The 22,556-nt window shown below is 40.9% G+C and carries 21 protein-coding genes and 1 pseudogene (1 of these 22 only partly in view); 10 read left to right on the plus strand and 12 right to left on the minus strand.

What is annotated here, in order from left to right; translation table 11 throughout:
* Window positions 1–471 precede the first annotated feature (471 nt).
* The 4 genes from GTQ43_RS13015 to GTQ43_RS13030 all read left to right on the plus strand — a co-directional run bounded on the left by GTQ43_RS13015 (window position 472) and on the right by GTQ43_RS13030 (window position 5,120).
* Entirely contained in the window at window positions 472–1,575 is a 1,104-nt protein-coding gene (locus tag GTQ43_RS13015; RefSeq protein WP_265273031.1) for a CobW family GTP-binding protein, read from the plus strand.
* A gap of 731 nt (window positions 1,576–2,306) precedes the next feature.
* Window positions 2,307–2,648: a photosystem II reaction center protein Psb28 gene (gene psb28, locus GTQ43_RS13020; RefSeq protein ID WP_265273032.1), complete on the plus strand. Its 342-nt coding sequence runs from the start codon at window positions 2,307–2,309 to the stop codon at window positions 2,646–2,648.
* Between the two features lie 101 nt (window positions 2,649–2,749).
* Window positions 2,750–3,271 carry a molybdenum cofactor biosynthesis protein B gene (locus GTQ43_RS13025; RefSeq protein WP_265273033.1) on the plus strand — a complete coding sequence of 174 codons (522 nt, stop codon included), beginning with the start codon at window positions 2,750–2,752 and terminating at the stop codon, window positions 3,269–3,271.
* A gap of 97 nt (window positions 3,272–3,368) precedes the next feature.
* On the plus strand, window positions 3,369–5,120 hold the full coding sequence (locus tag GTQ43_RS13030) for a diguanylate cyclase (RefSeq protein WP_265273034.1): 1,752 nt from the start codon (window positions 3,369–3,371) through the stop codon (window positions 5,118–5,120).
* A gap of 433 nt (window positions 5,121–5,553) precedes the next feature.
* On the opposite strand, the gene mraY is transcribed toward GTQ43_RS13030, so the two are convergent.
* Together mraY and GTQ43_RS13040 are read right to left on the minus strand one after the other, a co-directional pair.
* A complete protein-coding gene (gene mraY, locus GTQ43_RS13035) occupies window positions 5,554–6,645 on the minus strand; it encodes a phospho-N-acetylmuramoyl-pentapeptide-transferase (RefSeq protein WP_265273035.1) in 1,092 nt (363 codons plus the stop codon).
* A gap of 81 nt (window positions 6,646–6,726) precedes the next feature.
* A complete protein-coding gene (locus GTQ43_RS13040; RefSeq protein WP_265273036.1) occupies window positions 6,727–6,960 on the minus strand; it encodes a DUF3134 domain-containing protein in 234 nt (77 codons plus the stop codon).
* A 242-nt stretch (window positions 6,961–7,202) separates the two neighbouring features.
* Between GTQ43_RS13040 and GTQ43_RS13045 the strand changes: the two genes are divergently transcribed.
* The 4 genes from GTQ43_RS13045 (at window position 7,203) to GTQ43_RS13060 (ending at window position 9,687) form a co-directional block, all read left to right on the plus strand.
* Entirely contained in the window at window positions 7,203–7,787 is a 585-nt protein-coding gene (locus tag GTQ43_RS13045; protein ID WP_265273037.1) for a PAP/fibrillin family protein, read from the plus strand.
* 265 nt (window positions 7,788–8,052) lie between these two features.
* Window positions 8,053–8,268, plus strand: coding sequence for a photosystem I reaction center subunit IV (locus GTQ43_RS13050; RefSeq protein ID WP_012410286.1), 216 nt, complete (start codon window positions 8,053–8,055; stop codon window positions 8,266–8,268).
* 250 nt (window positions 8,269–8,518) lie between these two features.
* Complete coding sequence (locus tag GTQ43_RS13055) at window positions 8,519–9,385, plus strand: DNA-formamidopyrimidine glycosylase (protein WP_265273039.1); 867 nt, start codon at window positions 8,519–8,521, stop codon at window positions 9,383–9,385.
* An 86-nt stretch (window positions 9,386–9,471) separates the two neighbouring features.
* Entirely contained in the window at window positions 9,472–9,687 is a 216-nt protein-coding gene (locus GTQ43_RS13060) for an NAD(P)H-quinone oxidoreductase subunit O (RefSeq protein ID WP_114082812.1), read from the plus strand.
* 101 nt (window positions 9,688–9,788) lie between these two features.
* Here GTQ43_RS13060 and GTQ43_RS13065 read toward each other — a convergent pair whose 3' ends face one another.
* The 4 genes from GTQ43_RS13065 to GTQ43_RS13080 form a co-directional block, all read right to left on the minus strand.
* Window positions 9,789–10,145, minus strand: coding sequence for a translation initiation factor (locus GTQ43_RS13065; protein ID WP_265273040.1), 357 nt, complete (start codon window positions 10,143–10,145; stop codon window positions 9,789–9,791).
* Window positions 10,146–10,240: 95 nt separating this feature from the next.
* Window positions 10,241–10,732 carry a hypothetical protein gene (locus tag GTQ43_RS13070; protein ID WP_265273041.1) on the minus strand — a complete coding sequence of 164 codons (492 nt, stop codon included), beginning with the start codon at window positions 10,730–10,732 and terminating at the stop codon, window positions 10,241–10,243.
* A 337-nt stretch (window positions 10,733–11,069) separates the two neighbouring features.
* On the minus strand, window positions 11,070–11,834 hold the full coding sequence (locus tag GTQ43_RS13075) for a Uma2 family endonuclease (protein WP_265273042.1): 765 nt from the start codon (window positions 11,832–11,834) through the stop codon (window positions 11,070–11,072).
* Between the two features lie 15 nt (window positions 11,835–11,849).
* On the minus strand, window positions 11,850–12,050 hold the full coding sequence (locus GTQ43_RS13080) for a hypothetical protein (protein WP_265273043.1): 201 nt from the start codon (window positions 12,048–12,050) through the stop codon (window positions 11,850–11,852).
* Between the two features lie 30 nt (window positions 12,051–12,080).
* Here GTQ43_RS13080 and GTQ43_RS13085 point away from each other — a divergent pair, with 30 nt between their 5' ends.
* A complete protein-coding gene (locus GTQ43_RS13085; RefSeq protein ID WP_265273044.1) occupies window positions 12,081–13,460 on the plus strand; it encodes a serine/threonine-protein kinase in 1,380 nt (459 codons plus the stop codon).
* 48 nt (window positions 13,461–13,508) lie between these two features.
* On the opposite strand, the pseudogene GTQ43_RS13090 reads toward GTQ43_RS13085, so the two are convergent.
* Window positions 13,509–14,422, minus strand: a pseudogene (locus GTQ43_RS13090) (DUF3365 domain-containing protein).
* A gap of 181 nt (window positions 14,423–14,603) precedes the next feature.
* Between GTQ43_RS13090 and GTQ43_RS13095 the strand changes: the two are divergent.
* Entirely contained in the window at window positions 14,604–15,458 is an 855-nt protein-coding gene (locus tag GTQ43_RS13095) for a phosphate/phosphite/phosphonate ABC transporter substrate-binding protein (RefSeq protein WP_265273045.1), read from the plus strand.
* 19 nt (window positions 15,459–15,477) lie between these two features.
* Here the strand turns inward: GTQ43_RS13095 and GTQ43_RS13100 are convergent, their stop codons facing one another.
* The 5 genes from GTQ43_RS13100 to GTQ43_RS13120 all read right to left on the minus strand — a co-directional run.
* The gene (locus GTQ43_RS13100) at window positions 15,478–16,248 is read right to left on the minus strand and encodes a hypothetical protein (protein ID WP_265273046.1); all 771 of its coding nucleotides are present in this window, start codon (window positions 16,246–16,248) and stop codon (window positions 15,478–15,480) included.
* A gap of 498 nt (window positions 16,249–16,746) precedes the next feature.
* Window positions 16,747–19,539 carry a GAF domain-containing protein gene (locus tag GTQ43_RS13105; protein WP_265273047.1) on the minus strand — a complete coding sequence of 931 codons (2,793 nt, stop codon included), beginning with the start codon at window positions 19,537–19,539 and terminating at the stop codon, window positions 16,747–16,749.
* A gap of 925 nt (window positions 19,540–20,464) precedes the next feature.
* Complete coding sequence (locus GTQ43_RS13110) at window positions 20,465–20,935, minus strand: N-glycosidase (protein WP_265273048.1); 471 nt, start codon at window positions 20,933–20,935, stop codon at window positions 20,465–20,467.
* A 234-nt stretch (window positions 20,936–21,169) separates the two neighbouring features.
* Window positions 21,170–22,513: a sensor histidine kinase gene (locus GTQ43_RS13115; RefSeq protein WP_414859098.1), complete on the minus strand. Its 1,344-nt coding sequence runs from the start codon at window positions 22,511–22,513 to the stop codon at window positions 21,170–21,172.
* Window positions 22,405–22,556, minus strand: the 3' portion of a protein-coding gene (locus GTQ43_RS13120) for a hypothetical protein (protein WP_265273049.1). Its footprint extends 151 nt past the window's final position; only the last 152 of its 303 coding nucleotides appear in the window; its start codon lies off the right edge, out of view; it ends in the stop codon at window positions 22,405–22,407. Before GTQ43_RS13120 ends, GTQ43_RS13115 begins: the two co-directional genes overlap by 109 nt.

Below are 22,556 nucleotides of genomic sequence, written 5' to 3' on the forward strand. Positions count from 1 at the left end.
AGGTGGTTCTCTCCCCAAGCTTTAACTTCCGGTATGCCCTACCGTAGTTGGATTACTCCAAAATTTGTTTTAGTTCAAAAGCTGTTTGTCTAGTTACCATAAAGATTTTACCTATTCCTGGGTAAGAACTAGAACTATGGAATATAACCTTATATCTTTAATTGTCAAGGTACAGCGTTAACCGTTTAGGTTGCTAGGGTTTTTAAACAGGTTGATTACCCCACCTGCTTTGCGTATCATAGCATCAATGCCAGGCTTGGGATAAATCCCCTTCTATGGTTTTCATCCCCGACTTAAAAGACGTTTAACTCTAAAAAATTTTTGGATTTTTAGGATTAAACTTCGGGGTTTTCAACCAACATTCTTATAATAGGGTAAAGCAGGTGGGATGACAGTCCAGCATCCCTATGCTAGTGTTTTCTGGACTATCTGCGCTACATTACTATTTTTTGACTATTTGATAACAGCGCTATGCAATCAGCAGTTACACCCGAATCTTCGGCAATGGATACGCCTAAACAAGGAATGCCAGTAACAATTATTACGGGCTTTCTCGGTAGTGGCAAGACGACTTTACTTAATCATATCCTCAACAACCAACAGGGTTTAAAAACCGCTGTTCTCGTAAATGAATTTGGTGAAATTGGCATCGACAACGAGCTAATTGTTTCCACTGGTGAGAACATGGTGGAACTAAATAATGGTTGTATCTGCTGCACTATTAATAATGATTTAGTAGATGCAGTTTACAAAGTTTTAGAACGCCAAGAAAATCTAGATTATCTAGTAGTGGAAACAACTGGCTTGGCAGATCCGCTACCAGTAGCTTTAACATTTCTGGGCACAGAATTGCGAGATTTAACTCGCTTAGATTCGATTATTACCGTGGTAGACGCGGCGAATTACAGCCTAGATTTATTTAACTCTGAGGCGGCATACAGCCAGATTGCTTATGGTGATGTAATTGTGCTGAACAAGGCTGATTTGGTTGATGAAGCCACTTTGAAGGAGTTAGAAGGAAAAATTAACGAAGTTAAGGAAGGAGCAAGAATTATCCGGTCTACGCGATCGCAAGTGCCACTTCCGTTAATTCTCAGTGTTGGCCTATTTGAGTCTGACAAATATTTTGACACAGTGGTGGATGAACACGACCATCACGACCATAACCATCACGATCATGACCACTCAACATGCGGTCACGATCATCACGACCATGACCACGATGACCATGACCACCATCATTCTGACCATTTAGAAAACGATGGTTTTACTTCCATCTCTTTCCAAAGTGACAAGCCTTTTTCTATTAAGAAGTTTCAGTATTTCTTAGATAACCAGCTACCCTCAAATATCTTCCGAGCAAAAGGGATTATGTGGTTTGATGAAAGTCCGAAGCGTCATATTTTCCACCTTTGCGGTAAACGCTTTACCTTGGATGATGATGATTGGAAAGGTCAACTAAAAAACCAACTTGTGCTGATTGGTCAAAATTTAGATCGTGAGGCTTTAATCACTCAACTCGAAAACTGCATTTGTCTACCTTCAACCTCTCGCGGTAAAGGGTTTGGGAAATAAAATAGAGCAGTGAGGAGACGCGATCAATCGCCTCTGTACAGGAGTTATGAGTTAAAGTTGTGTACTCGTTCCCAGGTATAGGAATCATATTTGATTTCTGAACAAAAATAGTTACTGTAGGGTGCGTTAGGATGAAATCCGTAACGCACCATTTGTAAGAATTTGGTGCGTTACGACGTTCCGTCTTAGAGGATGAATGAACAAGTCCTCTTCTTGGTAGCAAAACATTCTAGATCCCCCTAAATCCCCCGATAAATTGGGGGACTTTGACTCCGGTTCCCCCTTTTTTAAGGGGAGCCAGCGCGGTCTTGGGGTCTCCCCAAGTGGAGCGACTGGCGTGGGTTAGGGGGGATCTAAAAGTGTCTAAAGTCACAGTAAAATACTTGTTCATTCAACCTCTAACACACCCTACAAACACTTAGATTTTTTCAGAAATCAAATAGTAATCCTAATAGAACCTGGGAATTGATTTTTAATGGCTCCGTTATCTATTTTGAGCAATCGAAAATGAGAGAATAGCGAGTGTTTCACCAATAATTACGAATTACGTTAGCGACACGAGAAAGCGAGTCCGCGTTCGCAAAACAATAGCCCGGTGAATTTGATACTGGATAAAGAGCCAATTTAAGTATATACACTAAAAAAATAATAACAGGAGCTTATAGACAGTGGAGTTCTAATTGATGAGAGAATATTAAATTAACCATCACAAAAGTTTAAATTCATTCATCATGGCGAAAATCCAGTTTTCTAAAGGTCTTGACGAAGAGGTAATTCCAGAGGTGCGGCTGACGCGATCGCGTACTGGTGACAGTGGTACAGCCACATTTATTTTTACAAATCCGAAAATTTTAGATCAAGGTAGCACCGAAGATATTACTGGGATGTACTTGAGTGACGAAGAAGGAGAGATAGTTACTCGTGAAGTTAAGGCGAAATTTATCAACGGGAAACCGGAAGCATTAGAAGCACTTTACGTAATGAAATCTGCCCAAGAATGGGAGCGCTTTATGCGTTTCATGGAACGGTATGCTGAAGAAAACGATCTTGGACTCAGCAAAGCTGAAAAATAGGGCATAGGGCATAGGGCATAGGGCATGGGTAATTTTTTCATGTCCAATGAGGGGCATTCTTCGTGCCCAATTGCCCATTATCAAAAATTAAAGCTTAACCTATGACACAACAACCACATCCAGATTCACCTGGGATTACGATAACTTGTGCTGTGGTTACTGTCAGCGATACACGCACATCCAAAACAGACAAAAGTGGACAGCTAATTCAGCAGTTACTTCTTGGTGCTAACTATGTTGTCGGAGCCTACACGATTATCAAAGATGAACCAACACAAATTCAAGGGCAGATAGAATATCTGGGTAAAAGCTCAAATTTGGATGCTGTAATTTTTAATGGTGGTACCGGTATTGCGCCAAGAGATACCACTTATGATGCTATTGAGAAGTTACTGGAGAAAACTTTGCCGGGATTTGGTGAGTTATTTCGTTTTTTAAGTTATCAAGAAATTGGTTCGCGGGCGATCGCTTCTCGCGCTGTTGCTGGTGTGTATCAAAATAAATTAATCTTCTCGCTTCCTGGTTCCAGTAATGCTGTGCGGCTGGCGATGGAAAAATTGATTTTGCCCGAACTCACTCACCTGGTAAGTCAGCTTTGTCAGGGATTTTCAGCCTCTCCCTGATAAAACTAAGGCATGAGGCACTAAAATCATCCCTTATGTACTTACATTTTGAGGCTACAAGAATTATAGTAAGCCGGTGTTTAATATCAGATCGGCAATGGAGCCTATTCACTGGAATTGCACAATTGCTCACGGCATCACTGCATTTTCATACTTTGGCATACCCATACTAATAGGGGTTTTCTTTGCTAAAACTAAGGCAACTATCCCTTCTAAGTTTTGGCTAGCCTTTTTCTTATCAGGTGGATTCGTACTATTTTGCGGATTTCATCACCTTTTGGCAGTTTTTGATACACATTCGGCAGTGTCGCTGTTGCACTTAGTCGTGCTTGATTTAATGGCGTTTGTCTCATTATGTGCCTTACTAAGCCTCATGCCAACTGCGTATCAAATTGTAGAGGCGATCGCTAAATATCAAGAAGATACCCGCGAACTTCAACGCAGTCAGCAGATGCAACGGCTATTTTTAAATCAGGGCCCCTTTGGAGCTTATATCAAAGATAAGCAATCTAGAGTGCTTTACTACAACCAGGAGCTACAGTCTAGATTTTCGGTAGATTCACAAGAATGGTTAGGGAAAACGGATAGTGAATTCTTGCCAGATCCAGAAGAGGGGCGGCGGATAATGGAAAACGATCAAGTCGTTTTGAAGACTCAACGCCCTTTGAAACTGATTGAAGAGGTAAAGGTAGCTGGTAATAATCAACCATGCTACTGGCTATCATTTAAGTTTCCCTTTAGCGATGGCGCAACAGGCGATCGCCGCATCGGTGGGATCAGTATCGATATTACAGAATCTATAGAAGCACAGCGATCGCTCACCGATCTAAATCGGCAGCTAGAAGAAAAAACACTAAAATTAGAGGCAAAAAAACGAGAACTTATACATCTCTCAGATATGGCAGATATGCTTTATTGCTGCGAGTCTGAAGATGAGGTGTATAAAGTAGTCGCTTTAACTTGTTCCAAGCTATTTCCTTGTATGAGTGGTTGTATATATATAATTGCTAATTCTAAGAATTATGTTCAGATGAATAGTTTTTGGGGAGATAAAAGAACCAGTAAAGAAGTATTTTCACTATCTGAATGTTGGGCATTGCGGAGAGGGAAATTCAACCTTTTATCGTCTGGTAACTCAGGACTGATATGCAACCATTTAATACCGCCTATTAGCGGTATACATTTGTGTGTTCCATTGTTTGGACAAAGCGAATTAGTTGGGATTTTACACATCTATGCCCTTGAAGAAATCAGTCCAGAGGAGCAACAAATTACTGAGATTATTGCTAGAACTTTAGGTTTTGCACTAAATAATTTATCGATCAAAAAACGTCTAACTCATGATAACTTACGGGATGGTATGACCCAACTATTCAATCAGAGCTATACGGAAACTATAATGGAACAAAGGTTAGCGGAAGCTGAACGGTCGGGAGAACCTCTTAGTGTTATTTTTCTTGATATTGATAACTTCAAATCTTACAACTCGCGCTATGGGCACGTGACAGCAAATATTGTTATTCAGGGATTAGCAAAACTGCTATTAAAATCTATTCGCTCTTTTGATATTCCTTGCAGATGGGGTGGTGAAGAATTTGTGATTGTCATGCCTAATATGTCACTAGAAACGCTCAGAAAACGAGTAGAACAACTAAGGCTAGATGTTGAACAAATGCAATTGAGGGATGGCGATCAAATCCTCCAAGGCATCACTGCTTCTTTTGGAATAGCTGTATCAGAACCAGGAATTACAGTTAAGGATTTTTTGAATCGGGCAAATCAAGCGATGCTTGAGGCGAAGCGAACAGGGAAAAATCGGGTGATGGAGTATGTAAATAGGTACAATTAAAATAATTCGTAATTCGTAATACTGTAAGCGGTGGAATAAAAAGGAGTCAGGAGTCAGAATACAGGAGTCAGAATACTCCACCCATGAAGGGATGGAGTTTAAATGAGGAAAAAGTTTCAGCCAAGTTTGCCCACGTTAGCGTAGCGGCATGAAGTGCGGGGCGAGGTTTTCACCAATATTCATCAACCACTCGTACAGAATTCATGGCTTTTTTCTGACTCCTGACTTCTGAATTCTTCTTATAAAATTTAGAGATGTGTTGTTAGCGTAGTGGGGCGAAGTCCGGTGCAATTTTGTGTTTCTACGAGGGTTTTGGATCTATCATTTTCCCATATAAAAAACAACTCCCTGAAGATGTGGGAGTTGTTTTTTATCTTCGACTATTTTCTCAAAAGATGATTCAGAATGGAGCGATACCTGTGGTGGGCTGCGCCTACGCCAAGCAGATGGCAGCCAGAATAGCCGCGATGACATAAAATACTCCAACCACTTGCAATTCTGACCAACCAGTGAGTTCTAAATGATGGTGTAAGGGGGCCATTTTGAAGAGACGTTTGCCTTTGCCATCGGGGCCCTTGGTGGCTTTGTAATAGCTTACTTGTGCCATCACGGAAAGAGTTTCTACGAAGAAGATACCACTGAGAATAAATAATGCTACTAAGGTGTTTGTCAATAACGCTACAGCAGCTAATGCTCCTCCCAGTGCCAGGGAACCAGTATCTCCCATGAAAACGCGGGCTGGGTTACGATTATGAGCTAAGAAACCTAAGCAACCACCACTTAAAGCTGCACAGAAAACCATCAATCCTGGTGCTGTAGGTGCGATTAAAGCACCTAATGCTAAAAGTGCGATCGCTACTGTTCCTGCTGCCAAGCCATCAATACCATCTGTTAAATTAGTCGCATTACTTTCTGCAACTAACACAAAACCTGCTAGAGGCCAAAATAGAAATCCTAATGGTAGTGTGAAGCTCACCCAAGGTAAAGCAATATTTGTAATATTAGAAGGTTGATTAAACATCAGCCAGAGACAAAACACTGCCGCAAAACCTACTTGCAAAGCTAGTTTTGTTCGGGGAGATATGCCTTTATTTGATTTCCGGCGCAGAATTTGCCAATCGTCCAGCCAGCCAATTAATCCGTAGCTGATTGTCAAAGCCGAAACTGCAAGGACATCTGTAGCGAAGTTAGACAAGATGCAAGCAATTATCACACCTACAGGGATAAAAAATATACCCCCCATTGTCGGCGTACCTGCCTTTTTTAGATGGGCTTGGGGGCCATCTTCGCGGATTATTTGTCCAGTTTTGAGTGCTTGAAGTAAAGGTATTACCCAAAAGCCAACTACACCTGAACCCATAGCACACAACAGCAGTGGCAGGGTTAAGGACATACTTTGCCAGGGGAGCCTGTTGGCTATCGAATCTAAGAAAAATGCTGTTGTACCTAGACCAACGGCTAATAAAGAAGCTAGCGCGATTCCAGAAATATTTAGTCCTTGCTCAGGAGATAATTTAGCGTCCACAGAAGTTTTCCTTCACTCCACACTTATTAAAATTGAATATCCACTAGCTAGGGATACAACCAAGTCCCTAGCCTGAAAAGGCTAATCCTCGGCGATTCCTATATCGTCATCATCAAGGTCGTAGCCAATTCCATCTTCTACACCCATTAGAGAGTCTATTTCTTCTTCGCCATCTTGAAAATCCGGGTCGTGAACGTCACGTGTTATAATCCGACCCTTATTTTCCAACCAATCCAATAAAGAGGACTCTGGCTTTAGGGGGATGACATGGGCTCGTTGGTTACGGGGTTCTTCACGTAATGGAGAGTTCAACATATCAAAGAAGACAAGAAAAGGTTTACGTAAGTTGACATTTAGAGTCTATCACTTGACACGGATTAATTTAGTTATCTTTTCAACCCTTTGGTGAATAAATCCGCATTCAGATAGAAATTTTTTATTTAATAGGCATAAGGCTTAAGTCCAGTGATTCTTAGTAATTTTTATGGCTCTCCATATATGTGATGAATATCTTGTTTATGCTGATGGAAAGTGACTGATTTTAGAGGTGACAGGCGATGATGGGAAAAGCGGCTCTCATGGATGCGATCGCTGGTACTAATCGCGGTCTACTGGCGACTGAAGCCCAGAAACAGGCTATCTTAGCAGCGATCGCCAATTTAGAAGACTTTAATCCTACACCCCGTCCGGTAGAAGCTAGCAATTTGCTAGATGGCAATTGGCGATTACTATACACCAATAGCAAGGCTCTTTTAAATTTAGATCGTCTACCTTTTTGCAAACTTGGTCAAATCTATCAGTGTATCCGGGTAGAGACTACCAGTGTTTACAACATAGCTGAGATTTATGGCTTACCTTATTTGTCAGGATTAGTCAGCGTTGCTGCTAAATTTGAGCCAGTTTCAGATCGGCGTGTCCAAGTAAAATTTGAGCGGTCTATTATCGGCTTACAACGTTTAATAGAATACAATTCTCCGGTAACTTTTATCCAACAAATTGAAGAAGGTAGAAAATTTCCGGCGATTGATTTTCCAATCAAGAGCGATAAACAGCAAGGCTGGTTAGATATCACCTATATAGATAACGATCTGCGAATCGGCAGAGGTAACGAGGGCAGCGTGTTCATATTGAGTAAAACATAAAGTTTGTACAAAAATACTGTTTGCGAATGAAGGTACGCTATAACGTGTACCTTGTCAAGTAGAGTCTGATACCTTTTTAAATCTTGGATGTGGTGTGGGGGGATGAGGGAGAAAGAATAACTAATATTCAATGCCCAATGCCCAATGTCCCATACCAAATTCAGACAAATAACTTAACAAAGACTCTTGCAGCGACCTTCAGGTTGTAGAGTGAAATCAATTAGCCCTCTAGATTGGCGATTGATAACTAAAAGGGAAAATAATCATGGTTCAACGTGGTTCTAAAGTACGTATTCTCCGCCCTGAATCCTACTGGTTTCAGGATTTAGGAACTGTGGCTTCCATTGACCAAAGCGGCATCAAATACCCTGTAATTGTCCGTTTTGAAAAAGTCAATTACTCTGGTATAAATACCAACAACTTTGCCCAAGATGAATTAGTCGAGGTTGAAGCACCAAAGGCTAAACCAGCTAAAAAATAGCAGCAAAGCTATAAGGGGGTTGTTTGATGCGATGATGAAGGGTAGTCTTAAGTCTGAAGTATGAAGTCTGAAAATTTCAGTTCATTCATTCTTCACCCTAGCCTACCCTAATCTCCGAGAGCCGCCCTGCGGGTATTTACGGTTTCTTTTGGGTAATAATACGAGCCATCTACGGATGTTTAAGTTACTATCCCATCTCTTCTTTATTGAACCCCCAAGTACATCAAAATTGTCTGCTTAATCAGCTTGAATGCCTGAACTGCCTGAAGTTGAAACAGTCCGAAAGGGTCTAAATCAGTTGACCCTTAACCAAGAAATTACGGGTGGAGATGTGTTGCTCAATCGCACCATCGCCTACCCGTTTTCTGTTGATGAGTTTATTGATGGAATTAAAAAGAGTGCGATCGCTACTTGGCATCGTCGTGGTAAATATCTCCTCGCTGAACTTTCTTCCCCTTCCTCAACCAGTTGGCTAGGGGTTCATCTGCGAATGACCGGTCAACTACTATGGGTGCATCGAGATGAACCATTACATAAGCACACACGGGTTAGATTATTCTTTGGGGATCAGCAGGAATTGCGTTTTGTCGATCAACGTACCTTCGGTAAAATTTGGTGGGTTCCGCCTGGTGTTGCTGTAGAAAGTATTATGACTGGTTTGGCAAAACTGGCAGCAGATCCATTTTCACCGGAATTCACTGTTGAATATCTAGCAAGCAAACTCAAAAACCGTCGCCGTCCGATTAAGACTGCGCTACTAGATCAATCGGTGGTGGCGGGATTAGGTAACATTTATGCCGATGAAGCCTTGTTTAAGAGTGGAATTTTACCTGAAACTTTGTGTATAGATTTACAGCTAAAGCAAATTGAGCTTTTACGAACAGCCATAATTCAAGTTTTAGAAACCAGCATTCAGGCTGGGGGTACAACTTTTAGTAATTTCTTAAGTGTTCAGGGTGTCAACGGCAATTATGGTGGTGTTGCCTGGGTTTATAATCGCGCTGGAGAACCCTGTCGAGTTTGTGGTATGCCAATTCAACGGATTAGGCTAGCTGGGCGATCTAGTCATTTTTGCCTACAGTGTCAAACGTTAGGGGGAGTTAGGAGACGCGATTAATCGCTTCTGTACAAGAATTTTTATTTCTAATTCGGAAGTCCCCTAAAATGCAGATAAAACAATCTAGAAATTTGAGAGGGGAATTCATGGCAGTTAAAAAGGGAGATATGGTTCGCGCCATCCGCGAGAAACTGGAAAACAGTCTAGAAGCAAAAGCTAGTGATACTCGCTTTCCTTCTTATTTGTTTGAAACCAAGGGCGAAATTGTCGATGTCAAAGGTGATTACGCCCTGATTAAGTTTGGGAAAGTGCCAACACCAAACGTTTGGTTACGTGTAGATCAACTGGAAGAGTTTAAATAATCCAGCAAAAATAAAAGGCAGTAGGTTCAAATCCCACTGCCTTATTGTTATTCCAAAATTCATTACCCCATAAAAACCAACATCACAAGATTGGTTTGGCGTTAGCGGCGGGAATCTTGATCTGCGGGATCGCCATAGGGATCTTCGCTAGCTGGGCGGACGTCACCAAACTCCCCTGTGTCTGCGGGGTCGCCGTAAGGGTCTTCGCTAGCTGGGCGAACATTGCCGTAAGACGCGATATCTGCGGGATCGCCGTAGGGGTCTTCACTGGCTGGGCTGACATTGCCGTAAGATGCTGGATCTGCGGGATCGCCATAAGGATCTTCGCTGGCTGGACGTACATTGCGATCGCCTCCGCCAGGGCGTAGCCCATCGCGCAATTTGGCATCTTCTTCAGCTTGATCGCTGTTCGATCCCAAAAGCAAATCTTTCGCCTTTCGGAAAAATTCATCTACCATAATCTATCTCCTGATTTAAGTTCGTGTTTCCGACGTGCGCGATCGGCGTTATCCTCCGGGAAACCCGCTTTCTTATTTACACACGCTTGGCTGATCTAGAGTGCCGGAGCCGCCTCTGAAGTTATACCAGTGAGATCGCGACCTGTAGTACTCCGGTTATAGCCTTGAAATTGCCGATATTTTTGGGCTTCCGATTCGGGGACTCGAATTCCTTCTGATGGTGGCGTTACCCAGTGGGCGCGATGTTCTGCATCACGGTAGTATACACGCCCGTTCTTGGAAAGATAGTACTTACCTTGCGCTCCTTCTTGGGAAGCATTTTTATGCTGATTGTAGAGGTAATAAAGTCCCGCAGCACCTGCCAAAATTGCTACTTTCTGCCCTGTAGATAAGCCTTTCTTGGCTTCGGGTTGGTTTGTGGTGCGATCGCTCACTGTTCTACCAACACTATCATCAACAGGTGGTGGAACTGAAGCATTTCGAGAACCGCCTCCACAGCTACTCAGTAAGGGTACCATTAGCAATCCTGAAAGCAGCACTGCGAATAGACGCGAAACTATTTTACGTTCTTTATATATTGTAATCATCGGATTTCTTCATCACCTGTATTTGCTAAAAGCCTTGCTGTTGCAAAAATCAAGTTGGAATTTATGTTATTTCACCTGGGATTGAAAAAACATATACCACTCAATTTGTAACTGCACTAGCTACAGCGTTTAACTGTCATGATGATCGATTTTCTCAAGTATTCCATCCTGCCTTTGAGAGAAACTGCATTCATCCCAAGGAAATATATTATTGATTTTTGATTAACGGGACTTAAATATTTTTGAGGCAGAAATAAACCTCAAACTCATGCAGGGTAAGCGAAACACACCAAACGCTCAAAAATAGCTAAAACCCTGATAGATTAATAAACATTAATTAAATTGTTTCTGGGTCTATATTTAACTCTCGCAATTTTGCTGCCAAACGTTCAGCTTTTTGAGCTTCCTGTTGTGCCTTTTGTTCTGCCTGTTGTGCTTTTTGTTCTGCCTGTTGTGCCTTTTGTTCTGCCTGTTGTGCCTTTTGTTCTGCCTGTTGTGCCGTTTCTTCAGGTGTAGGGACTATTTGATCGTCTGGTGTAAAAAATCGCAATACTCCCTGATAAATTCCTAGATATAATCCTAGCTGTTTACTCCACAAATATCCTTGCTCTGAAGCTTGTAAAGGTTGATACTCTCCATCTACTAAATGAAATCCTGCAAATTCTAATGTATATGGGTCAAACCAAAAATAATCGGGTGTGCGGAAGGTATTTTGATAAATTTCTTTCTTTAAACCTTTGTCAGTATTAACTGTGGAGTTAGATAAAATTTCGAGAATGACATTTGGATATTTGCCATCTTCTTCCCACACTACCCAACTTTTACGGGTTTTACGTTCAGTTCCCAGCACTACAAAAAAGTCTGGCCCTCTAAACTTTTCTGATTTGCGTTGGTGTGGACTGTAGTAGATAGTCAGGTTTCCCGCCGAGTAAAAATCATTTCTATCTCGCCACAACCATTCTAGACATTGCAAAAGTAAGATTATTTGTCGTAAATGCAGTTCAGTTTCCAAGGGAGGTTCATCACTTAATAAATCACCAGGAGGAAAGATAACATCTTCGCAGATGCCTGTTTCGGAATCTAATTCTTGGGCAATCGTCATAGAATTGATAGGGCATCAAGTAGTTAATACTAATGTACCACGGGGCGACAGGGGCGGGGCGATCGCAGTATTCATTATCTCTAACAATTCTTCCTCTGCCTCATGAACTGACTTGCAAAATTTAAAATATATATCATCCAAATCATTTACAGAGTTTGTTAATTCCGCAATACTTTCTTTCTCAACAAACCTTGTCAAAGCTGGTAGTTGTGCCAAGATGAATTTGAGGACTTAGGCAGTGACACAATGTTAGGACAATTATTAGATGGACGTTACCAAGTCCTTCAAGTCTTAGGTGGAGGTGGATTTGGTCAAACTTATATAGCCCAAGATACCCATCGGCCAGGTTTTCCGAAATGCGTTGTCAAACATCTTTTGCCCGTCACTCGTAGCCCTGAATTTCTCGAAACTGCGAGACGGCTATTTAGCAGTGAAGCAGAAACACTAGAACAATTGGGCAACCATGACCAAATCCCTCGGCTATTAGCCTATTTTGAAGATAACCAAGAGTTCTTCTTAGTGCAAGAATTCGTTGAAGGGCATACTCTGAAAGCGGAACTCTTACCCAATCAACCTTGGACAGAATATCAAGTAATTCAACTCCTCCAACAGATGTTGGGTATTCTGCAATTTATTCACAATCACAACGTTATCCATCGAGATATCAAGCCGGATAATATCATTAGGCGGCAACAAGACGGTAAGCTAGTGCTGATTGATTTTGGTGCAGTTAAACAAGTTCAAACTCAACTGCTTACAGTTCCAGGGCGCACGGGGGCTACTATTATTATTGGCACTCCAGGATATATGTCTACAGAACAGGGGCAAGGTAAGCCCCGTCTTAATAGCGATATTTATTCTTTGGGTATTATTGGCATCCAATCACTGACGGGGTTACATCCGATAAACTTTGAGGAAGATCCAGATACAGGAGAAATTTCTTGGCAGCATCACGCTAATGTCAGTTCTGAGTTAGCATCTGTCCTATCTAAGATGGTGCTACACCACTTTAAACAGCGCTATCAGTCTGCGGCTGAAGTTCTACAGGTACTTAAGCATCTTGACACTAAAGTAGAACCGCCATTATCTAAATCATCATCTTTTACACAACCACCTCAACCGTCACTTTCTCCACAAAACTCAATTGGATATCCGCCTGTTTCTATCTTGTCTGCGGAAAATTACAGCCGCTTAGAAACAATTCTTTTGGAATTTGTCGGCCCTGTTGCTTCAAGATTACTACGACAAGTTGCCGTCTCAGTACCTAACTGCGAAGAATTAATTAGTCAACTAGCCCTTCATCTTCGAGGAAATCAACAAATTGATTTTAAGAAGAAAACAATGTTTCTACTAGAGAAACCTACTCTTCTACAGGAACTTACTGTTATATCTGAAATTCAGACAAATAATGTACCAACCCAAGAACTTCAAGTAATCAACGACAGCTTTGTGCATCAGTGCGAACGCGATCTAGCTGATTTAATTGGCCCAATAGCTAAGTTCTTAGTCCAAAAAGCTGTTAAATCTTCTGGGCAAATTTCCCGTACAGAATTTGTCAAAATTTTAGCATCACAAATTCCCGAACCTCAAAAAGCTTTGCAATTTCAGCAACGCTTGCTTTCTTGATATTTTAAATATTGCGTTTTTTCTGCGTTAACTACAAATCAACAATTACTAGCTCTGGTTATTCAGCATCTCCAGAGCTATTTTTAAACTAGCTTTCATCCGATTAAATGCTTCTGCTAACCCACCAATCTCATCATTAGAGCTTTCTTCAAAATCAGCACTCATATCACCAACACTAACTTTTTGGGCTATTTTTTCAATCCTTCTGAGCCTCTGAATTACATATTTTTTGATTAAGAAGTTAATTAAGAAAACTACGATCGCAAAGATCGTAATTAAAAGTCCCATGAGTAACGTCCAAGATCGTTGGGCATTGGCAAAAATATCTTGAGAAGGAACAGAGATGATTTGAGCAGAAACAATCTGATTGAGTTGCCAGCCAAAACCATTTTCTGAACCATAATTTACCAATTGACTTTTCGGAGCCTGATCTGGTGTAGAATGACATCGCAGACATTTCTGTTGTGTAATCTTTAGTGGTTGAGCAATATAAAATACTTCGCCTTCTGACAATTTACGAAAGCCTGTAATTTCTTGAAGTTTGGAGTCGTTACGAAACCTTTCTACAAGTTGAGTTTCAAAAATATCAGCTTTATCTGCTAAATTAGTTGGATTAATTGTTGCATCTTTATGAAAAAAGTTTTCAAATTCGGGCTTTTTACGAAAATTCTCAAAAACTTCTTTAGAGGAAAAAGTTGGTACAACTTCCGGCATGAACGTTGGGTTGGTGTCTAGTTTCGGCTCTAATAGGGATCTATCCGATTTTGTGTATAATCTCTAACTGCGTTCACCATTTGGATGAGAATCTGCGCTTGAGAAGTTACTTCATTTTGCGCTCTCCCCTGAAGTACACTGGATAAGGCAACGCCACTTCCCACAATACTGATTATGAAAACTAATATTAAAAGTAAGTTAAATTTAGCACCTATTTTTAAGTTTTTTAACGTAATGTTGTTTAACATAACCTAACTAACGAAGGTGGTGTCTGAGTTTGTCTAATATTTATTTATACTTGTTAGAAAGCATCTCAACAATATTTAAATAAATATTAATTTTTTTCTGCAACATAACCTACTTAGGCAGCAGTAAAGCCGATCTAAATTAGTCCTGAAAACCAAGTTATTTACTTAAGCATAATTAGTGATGTTTTTGCGATTTCCCCGACGTTTATTTCTGTTTCATCTGCTAGGTTTTACATTTGCTGCTTGCAAAACACAAGACGGGGTTGAAGGTACGTTAACTATTGGCGTAATAAACTATGGTGGAGGCGAACAGATAATTAATCAATATGCTAAATTTAATAGTTATTTGGGTGAAAAAACAAACTCATATATTCAACTAGAGCCTGTTTTTAATGAAAATAGAGCAGTTGAACGCCTTCAGGCTCGTGCTTGGTCATTGGTATTTGCTCCACCGGGTTTAGCGGCGATCGCGATCGCCCGTCACCAATATATTCCTCTATTTCCTTTAATCGGTATTAGCAATTTACGCTCAATCTTCGTTGTTCGTAAAGACAATCCGATCGCTGATTTGAAACAACTCCAAGGTAAAACAGTGGCTTTAGGTCAGCTAGGTTCTGCCACCGGATATTATTTTCCTCTTTACAATCTTTACGGTACAACACTAGCTGAGATCCTATTTGCACCCACACCTAAAGCTGCACTAGAATCGGTAGCCCAAGGAAAAGCGATCGCTTGTGCTGTCTCTGAGGCAGAATTGGCTCTCTATGCTTCACAGTTAAGATCGACCGAATTTCGCATCCTATTTAAAGACCCTCACTATGTACCATTAGGCGTAGTCTTGATTGGGCCTAACGTAGAAAGTAACCGCCAAGAGTTCATCCGCAAAGTGATGAGTGATTCGCCTTCTGGTTTAGCTCAAGAAGTGGGGTATGTACCCAATGGACAAGTACCAGATTACAAATACATGATTTCTGTAGTTGATCGGGTTAGTTCTATTACTTCTAAGCTACAAAATAAGCCGGTTCGATTGTTTTAATTGACATCATAGTGATTGCTCAAAAAAATAATTTAAATCGTGCTAGCTGGTTTTGAATAGTTTCTGTCAGGATTTTATTTAGTTCTGTGGTGTCTTGGAATTGCAAAATTTGCTGTGTAGGTAAGTCGAAGGGGAATTGTCCTTCAATGTCTGGACGTTGCATTTGTGCTAGTACAATCTGTTCAGATCGCTTACTTTGGATGGCATAGCCAATCTCAATACACACATTGGGACTGGGAATTAATTGGGGGGTTTCTTTACCGTCAATACTCGCGATGGGCGTGGTGTCAGCGATAAATAACAAACTCTTACGGATTTTTCGCATGATCGTGCGGTTAATCCTGACAGTAGCACCACTAGGGCGAGAGGATTCTACTAATGTTAGAGGAAGGCGCGATCGCAAGTTTAGACTATCTAAACTTTTTCGTAGTTCTTCTCTGAGAGCATTAGTCGCTGCAACATATTCAGTTTGATAGGATAAAAAAATCGTTGGTTCTAACTGAGCTAACAGTGCTTGTTTAGTAAAATAGATTTCATGACTAATTAAGTCAATGTTGGCAACGCAATAGCCACCACTACCTTCAATATAAAATTCAATATTTTCCCCTTCTAGATAGCGCCCAAACCAAATTGATTTCTTAACTTCGTCGCTTTCTTCCAAAAAGTCTGCTCGCAATGCCGATCTCAGCAAGCTTTTTTTGCTTAAGCGAATGTCTGGGGGACGTTTTTCTAGTTCTGGAATCGGTTCGTAATCCTGTAGATACCACGCTCTGAGCGCAATAATTGACATAAGGCGCTATTTAAACTGTTTTTCAATCTTTAGCTTAGTATAATCTTACACCAAGATTAGTCCATATCTGAGACTTCTTTATAAACACAACAACACCCAAACTTCTACTCGCTGAATCATCTCCTCTCCTTATTTATCATAGTTAGGGATGTAATAACTCTCATCGCTTGTCTTAAACAAGTTATAAAAATCAGTTACAGCGCCCCCTAATCTTCCACATTTGAGGAAATAGCAGTTTTCGCGTTGGGTGTTGCTGTGTTTCGACGAGACAGATGTAAGTTAAACAGCGTCTTCATACCTCTTAATTACGATTCCAAATGCAGCTGTTATATCTGCCAAGGAAGCTTACTTATTAGCTTCATTTATTAGATTATCACCTCTGGATAGGAGCGATTTTTTTTGCAACTAAACTTTACTTTTGACGGATTTTGAAGTTTTGAAATTAAAATTTTGTAATATTATGAAAATAAGTTGAAACATTGATTTATTTCTTGACCTTTAGTGGTCTATTTTAGCTGGAGGTTTTACGGGGATTTCAATCCAGAACTCTGTGCCTTTACCAGGTTCTGAAATGCACTCCATTATTCCACCATGTTTTTCGACAATAATCTGATAGCTGATTGCTAATCCCAAACCTGTACCCTTCCCCACAGGTTTTGTAGTATAAAACGGGTCAAAAATTCGCTTTTTAACTTCTAGAGTCATTCCAGGCCCATTATCACTAATCCGAATTAATAAACGAGAGTTATCTGCCGAGACTCTAGTGGAAATGTGGATAGTAGGCATTGGGTATTTAGCATTCTGTTTCTCTGCCTTATTCCCCATTCCCCATTCTCCATTCCTCATACTTTGGCTGCCCTTAGTATAAGTTACCCATTTCCCATTCCCCATTTCCAGGGCATCTATAGCATTACTGAAAATATTCATAAATACCTGATTCATTTGACCGGCATAGCATTCTACCAATGGGATATTGCCATAGTCCTTGATTACCTCAATACCAGGAAATTCACCACTTTCTTTCAGCTGATGTTGTAAAATTAATAAGGTGCTGTCAATGCCTTCATGCAAATCAACGCGCTTGTTTTCAGCCTCATCTAAGCGAGAAAAATTGCGTAACGACAACACTATTGAACGGATGCGATCGCTTCCTACTTGCATTGAGGTGATGATTTTGGGGAGGTCTTCTATCAAAAACTCAAAATCGATGGCTTTGATCGCAGCGCTAATTTCACTATGAGGATCGGGATAATATAGCTGGTAGAGGCGTAAAATTTCTAGCAGTTGTTCAATATAGTCACTCGCGTGGCACAAATTACCGTAGATAAAGTTAACGGGGTTATTGATTTCGTGGGCGATACCCGCTACCAACTGTCCTAAGCCGGACATTTTTTCGGTTTGAATCAATCTTGTCTGTGTTTCTTGGAGTTCGTGTAGAGTCTGCCCTAACTGTACAGCTTTAGTTCTGGCTTCAGTTTCGGCATTACAGGTTTGTTCGTAGAGTTGTGCTTGTTGAATAGCGATCGCAGCCTGATCTCCTAGCTGTTGCAATAAATCAATTTCTGCATCCTGCCAATCTCTGGGAGCATTACATTCATGGGCAATTAGTAAGCCCCATAGTTCCATACCTATATTAATTGGAACTATTAAGTTTGCTTGAACTTGCAGACTTTGCAAAAACTCTCGATGACAATCACTTAAAGAATCCGTTGAAACGTTGTTAATTGTCCGTACTCTCCCCTGAGAGTATAAATACATATGATCGTCAGGAAAGCATTTCAGTGGTGCATTCAATCCCAAAACTGACTGCCAATCACCATTAATCTCTTCCACAATCACCGATTTACTCTTCAGTTGCATTATCACCACCCGATCTGAATTTAGCAGTGAGCGAACTTCGCGAACGATAGTTTGCAAGGTTGTCTGCAAGTCTAATGTTCTGCGGATCTGCTCTGTTACTTGCTTGATTACCTTAGTGATTAGTAATGATTTTTCGAGTTCAGCAGTTTGTTCTTGCACCCGCAGTTCGAGGTTGGCATTCAGGTCTTGTACCTCTTTATACATTTGCTTTTGCTGAATTGCCATTGAAAAATGATCGTACAAGGCTTGCGCCAATGTTATGTCTTCCTGTTTCCACTCAGGTGCTTGCCCCTTTTTTTGCTCTCGCCAAACCTCAAAGGAAAGTTGGGGTAAAAGTTGTCGCCGATTTTGTTCGCATTGTCCTGCCCACAAAATTTCTGTTTCAAATTCAGCGCGGAAAATGCTTAATACACCGATAAATTTTTCTCGGAAATGTAGGGGAATCACCATCAGTCCGCGAATTTGAGTAGAACGGAACGCTAAAGCCAAAACTCGCAAATGTGGTTCTTTATAGAGGTCAGAGGTTGCCAAAATACTACCTGGTTTACACTCGGACATCCAACTTTGCCAAATGGGATGCTGTTCGATAATACTGTTATCTAATTCGTAGGGGAGTGTCGGTTGGTCGCCCCAGGTGTATAGTTCCCGACTCTGTTCAATGTAAAGCCTACCACCTACTCCACTGAATGCGGTAATAACTTCTTCAAGTGCCCCCTGTAATTGGATTGTTGGTAGTTTATGCAATAGTGTGGTGATTTGGTTAACAGTAGCTTCTCGCTTTTGCTGGCTAAGAGCTTCAGTGAGTAAATTACTTTGAGCGATCGCGATCGTCACCTGATCGACTACTTGCTGCAATACTTTCAGTTCCGGCTTTAAAATCTTTCGCGGTTCGGTATGGTGAGATACCAACAATCCCCACAATTTAGGCTTTGCCAATTGTTCTTGGGGATCGCGATCTAAAATTGGCACTACTAAAGAAGATTGCACACCCATCGCCTGTAAGTATTGAATATGGCACGGGTCTACTTGGCGATAGTGGATATTAGTTTGTAGGCGTTTGCCAGTTTCTTTTGATTGTAGAGGCGCTAGCCCGATCTTCCCGTTTGCCACATCAATAATCGAACGTTGCTGTACTAACAAAAACATCTCTCTGGCTGCTTCGGGAATATCATGAACTGGGAAGCGCAACCCCAACAAGGATGGCAAACGCTCGTTATCAATAGATTCAGCAATGACTTCACCACTATCATCAGCATCAAACCGATATACCTTGACTCGATCTGCACGTAAAAATGACCGTACTTCAGTAACGGTACTTGTTAATATTTCTTGAAGATCGAGCGATCGCCTGATCTGCTCGATCATCCGGTTCAGTAAACTTTCTTGGTTTAAGCTTTGCTGTAACCCGTTTGGTTGCTCGATAGATGTCATTGCTTATATACACCAGAACTTAAGTATAGTTTTTCTTATAATTGTCCCTAATCAGAATTTTCAACTTCCAATGCCTTGATTTTCATTCTATTTCCATAAATTTATGCTACAAAGACCTTGCGTGGGGCGTACATCTGTTGCAAAGATTTTTGGAAATAGATCGATTAGAGGATGTTTGAAAAGGATTAGATATTTTGCTTGCTCTCCGTAACCCAGCCAAATTTGATTTAGGAAGATATCAAAGCACTTGGTGCATCATTAGGGACTTTTCAAATATCCTCTCAAGTCTCAAGTAAAGAAAATTTTAATTATTGACACTAAATAGATTTTATATTCTCAATCATTAAATTATTTCAGTATTTATACTTAAAAAATATCTTTGTTATTGCCTTAAATTAAAAATATTTTCCCCCTTTTTGCCCTGAAATATCCTCCCAAGACCGCACTGACTACCCTGAAAAAGCTATCCATTGCCGGGATATTTCTTAAGATTTGCAAGAGCGATCGTTATTGCAAATCTTAAGCTTTCAATTTCCATTATCTATTCTCAATAACAATGATTTTTTATCGATAAAAATGGCTATTTAATCAATCTAGCAAAAGAATCCAAGCATTATAAGTCTTAGAAAAAATTCTTTTAAAATTGTTCAAGATGTAATCCTTTTTCACAAAAATCTTGATAAATATAGATTTATCGTAAGAATATAGTATTGTGCGTATTTATATCATTATTAAAGTTAAATAGGATATCTAATAGATTAAATTGTCTTTAATTCACTGTTTATTAAGTAGGGTTAGTAAGGTTCAAGCTTTAACTGAGTGGTATTGAATTATTGGCGAATTTTTCAAGATATTTGGCTGGAAAATGTTCCTCTTCTCCGTCTAATTTGCTGATTTTATCTAAAATTTAGCTATTTTGATGAAATTATTCGTAAGTTCCCGTTAAAGATAGTAAATTACGGATTTCTTCACGCACGCTCATGAGAGTTTTACCGAGATAGTTTTGACCGGCTTTATTAGCACCACAGCCCCAAAAAGAATCGGTTGGGGAATTTTCAACCAAAAGCTCATCACCTGTTTTCAGCAGAACTTCTCTAATATCAGCATGAGTGAGAAACTTTTTGAGTACAGCTTCTCGCATAATTTGAGTTTTGACCAAATCCCAGTCTCGACGGAGTTGGCGAGTGCTACATCTTCCAAAAGCGGCAGCTTCTTCTGGGGTAGCAGCGGCATGGATAAGGGGGATAATTGCCGCATCTGTGCTGCCAACAAACTTTTGCGCTTGATAATAATGCTCAACCGTTGCCCAGTAAGTGCCCTGGATATGGATTTCGTGGAGAGAAAAGTTAGAAAAACAGCCATAAGGCTGCCAAACCTTATAAAAGTAAATGGTCATTTGAAAATTGCTCTTTTATATATAGCAGTCCTAAATCATTTGTGAAAATTATATATCTCTTTCTTCTTTCTTCCCTTTGCGTACTTGGCGTACTTGGCGGTTCGTTTCCTTCTCTATATTTTTCATAAATCCAATAGGACTGCTATATAGCAATCCTATTGGATTTGTGAGAATTGCAACCCAAAACCGAACTAAATCCTATCACTTCATCAAAGAAGGTAGTTGTTGCAGAGGTCAGTTTTCCTTTTGCCTCCTACCTCCTACCTCCTTTGTCGGTAAAGTGAGCGTAAACGCTGTTTGACCAGAAGATGTTGAACTAAGGGTGAGGTCGCCATGATGTGCCCTGGCAATTTCACGGGCTAAGCTGAGTCCCAGTCCAATGCCTTCTATCTTGAGGGTTCGAGCCGGATCGCCACGATAGAAGCGGTCAAAAATGTGTAGGCTTTCCCTGACTGGAATATCTTTGGATGCATTAGCAATGGTGACGTGGAGAGTTGTTTGAGTTTGATGAGCGCGAATTTTTATCCAGCCGTTGGTGAGATTGTATTTTATAGCATTACTAAACAGGTTTTGCAAAACTTGAATCAGAAGATCGCGATCGCCCTTTATCCACAATCCATCAGTAAAATCAGTTTGCACAATCAAGTGGGGAGCCAGCATTTCCATATCTTCTAGCATCTCCATCAGCAACTCAGACATATCAACTTTAACCAAATACAAGCTCATTTTTCCCGCATCTGCCAGAGATAGCAACAAGAGTTTCCGCATAATTCCACTTAAGCGGCGCACCTCATCCAACAGGTTGCTTAAGCGCTGTTGCACTTCACTTCCAGGATCAACCTGTTGCAGCGTTCGTTCTAGTTCGCCTTGCAAAATAGTTAGTGGAGTTTTTAGTTCATGAGCCGCGTCACCACTAAAGCGGGAAGCTTGGGTAAAGCTGCGTTCCAAGCGTTCTAGCATCAGGTTAAATACCTGAATCAGTTCTACAAATTCCATATCAGTTGTCCCAATAGGAATCCGTTGATCTAGCCCTTTGACAGTTACCTGTTGAATAACACCCGTTAATTGCCAGATGGGACGCAAAGCACCACCAGAAACGAACCATGCACCCATCGCAACTAGCAAAAGCGCTCCCGGAATTGAAACCAGGAAAATATTCTGAATGGTAGCCATTTCTTGATCGACAGCTTGCAAATTAACGGCAATGGCAACCTGAGCATTGGGAAATTTAGTTGCTCCAATCCGCCAAACTGCTTTTGCTGTCTGCGTAGTAACAAATTGAGTTGGCCGTGGACGAAGAAAGGGTGGCCGCCCAATGGATGGATTTCTATTGGAGGGTGGCGATGGTTCCCTCTGCGGAGGTGGTGGTAAGGGTATCAACTGAAGACGCTCAAGCAGCAGATGATTTACTTCAACGTCGGCAGGTAAGGAGTTAGATTGATAAAGGATGTTGCCGTTTGGATCGAGTACTAATAGAGCAATAGGGGTCTTTGGATTGGTTCCGAAGGCATAAGATAATGAGTCTTCGTCAAACTGCCATCGCGAGCGATCGGGTGACGGTTGGTTTCTTTTGTCCAAAAATTCGGGAGGTTCCCCCGTGGTGGCAAGTTCGGAGTTGCCC

The sequence above is a fragment of the Nostoc sp. KVJ3 genome (assembly GCF_026127265.1).
In the GTDB taxonomy this organism is placed as follows: Bacteria; Cyanobacteriota; Cyanobacteriia; order Cyanobacteriales; family Nostocaceae; genus Nostoc.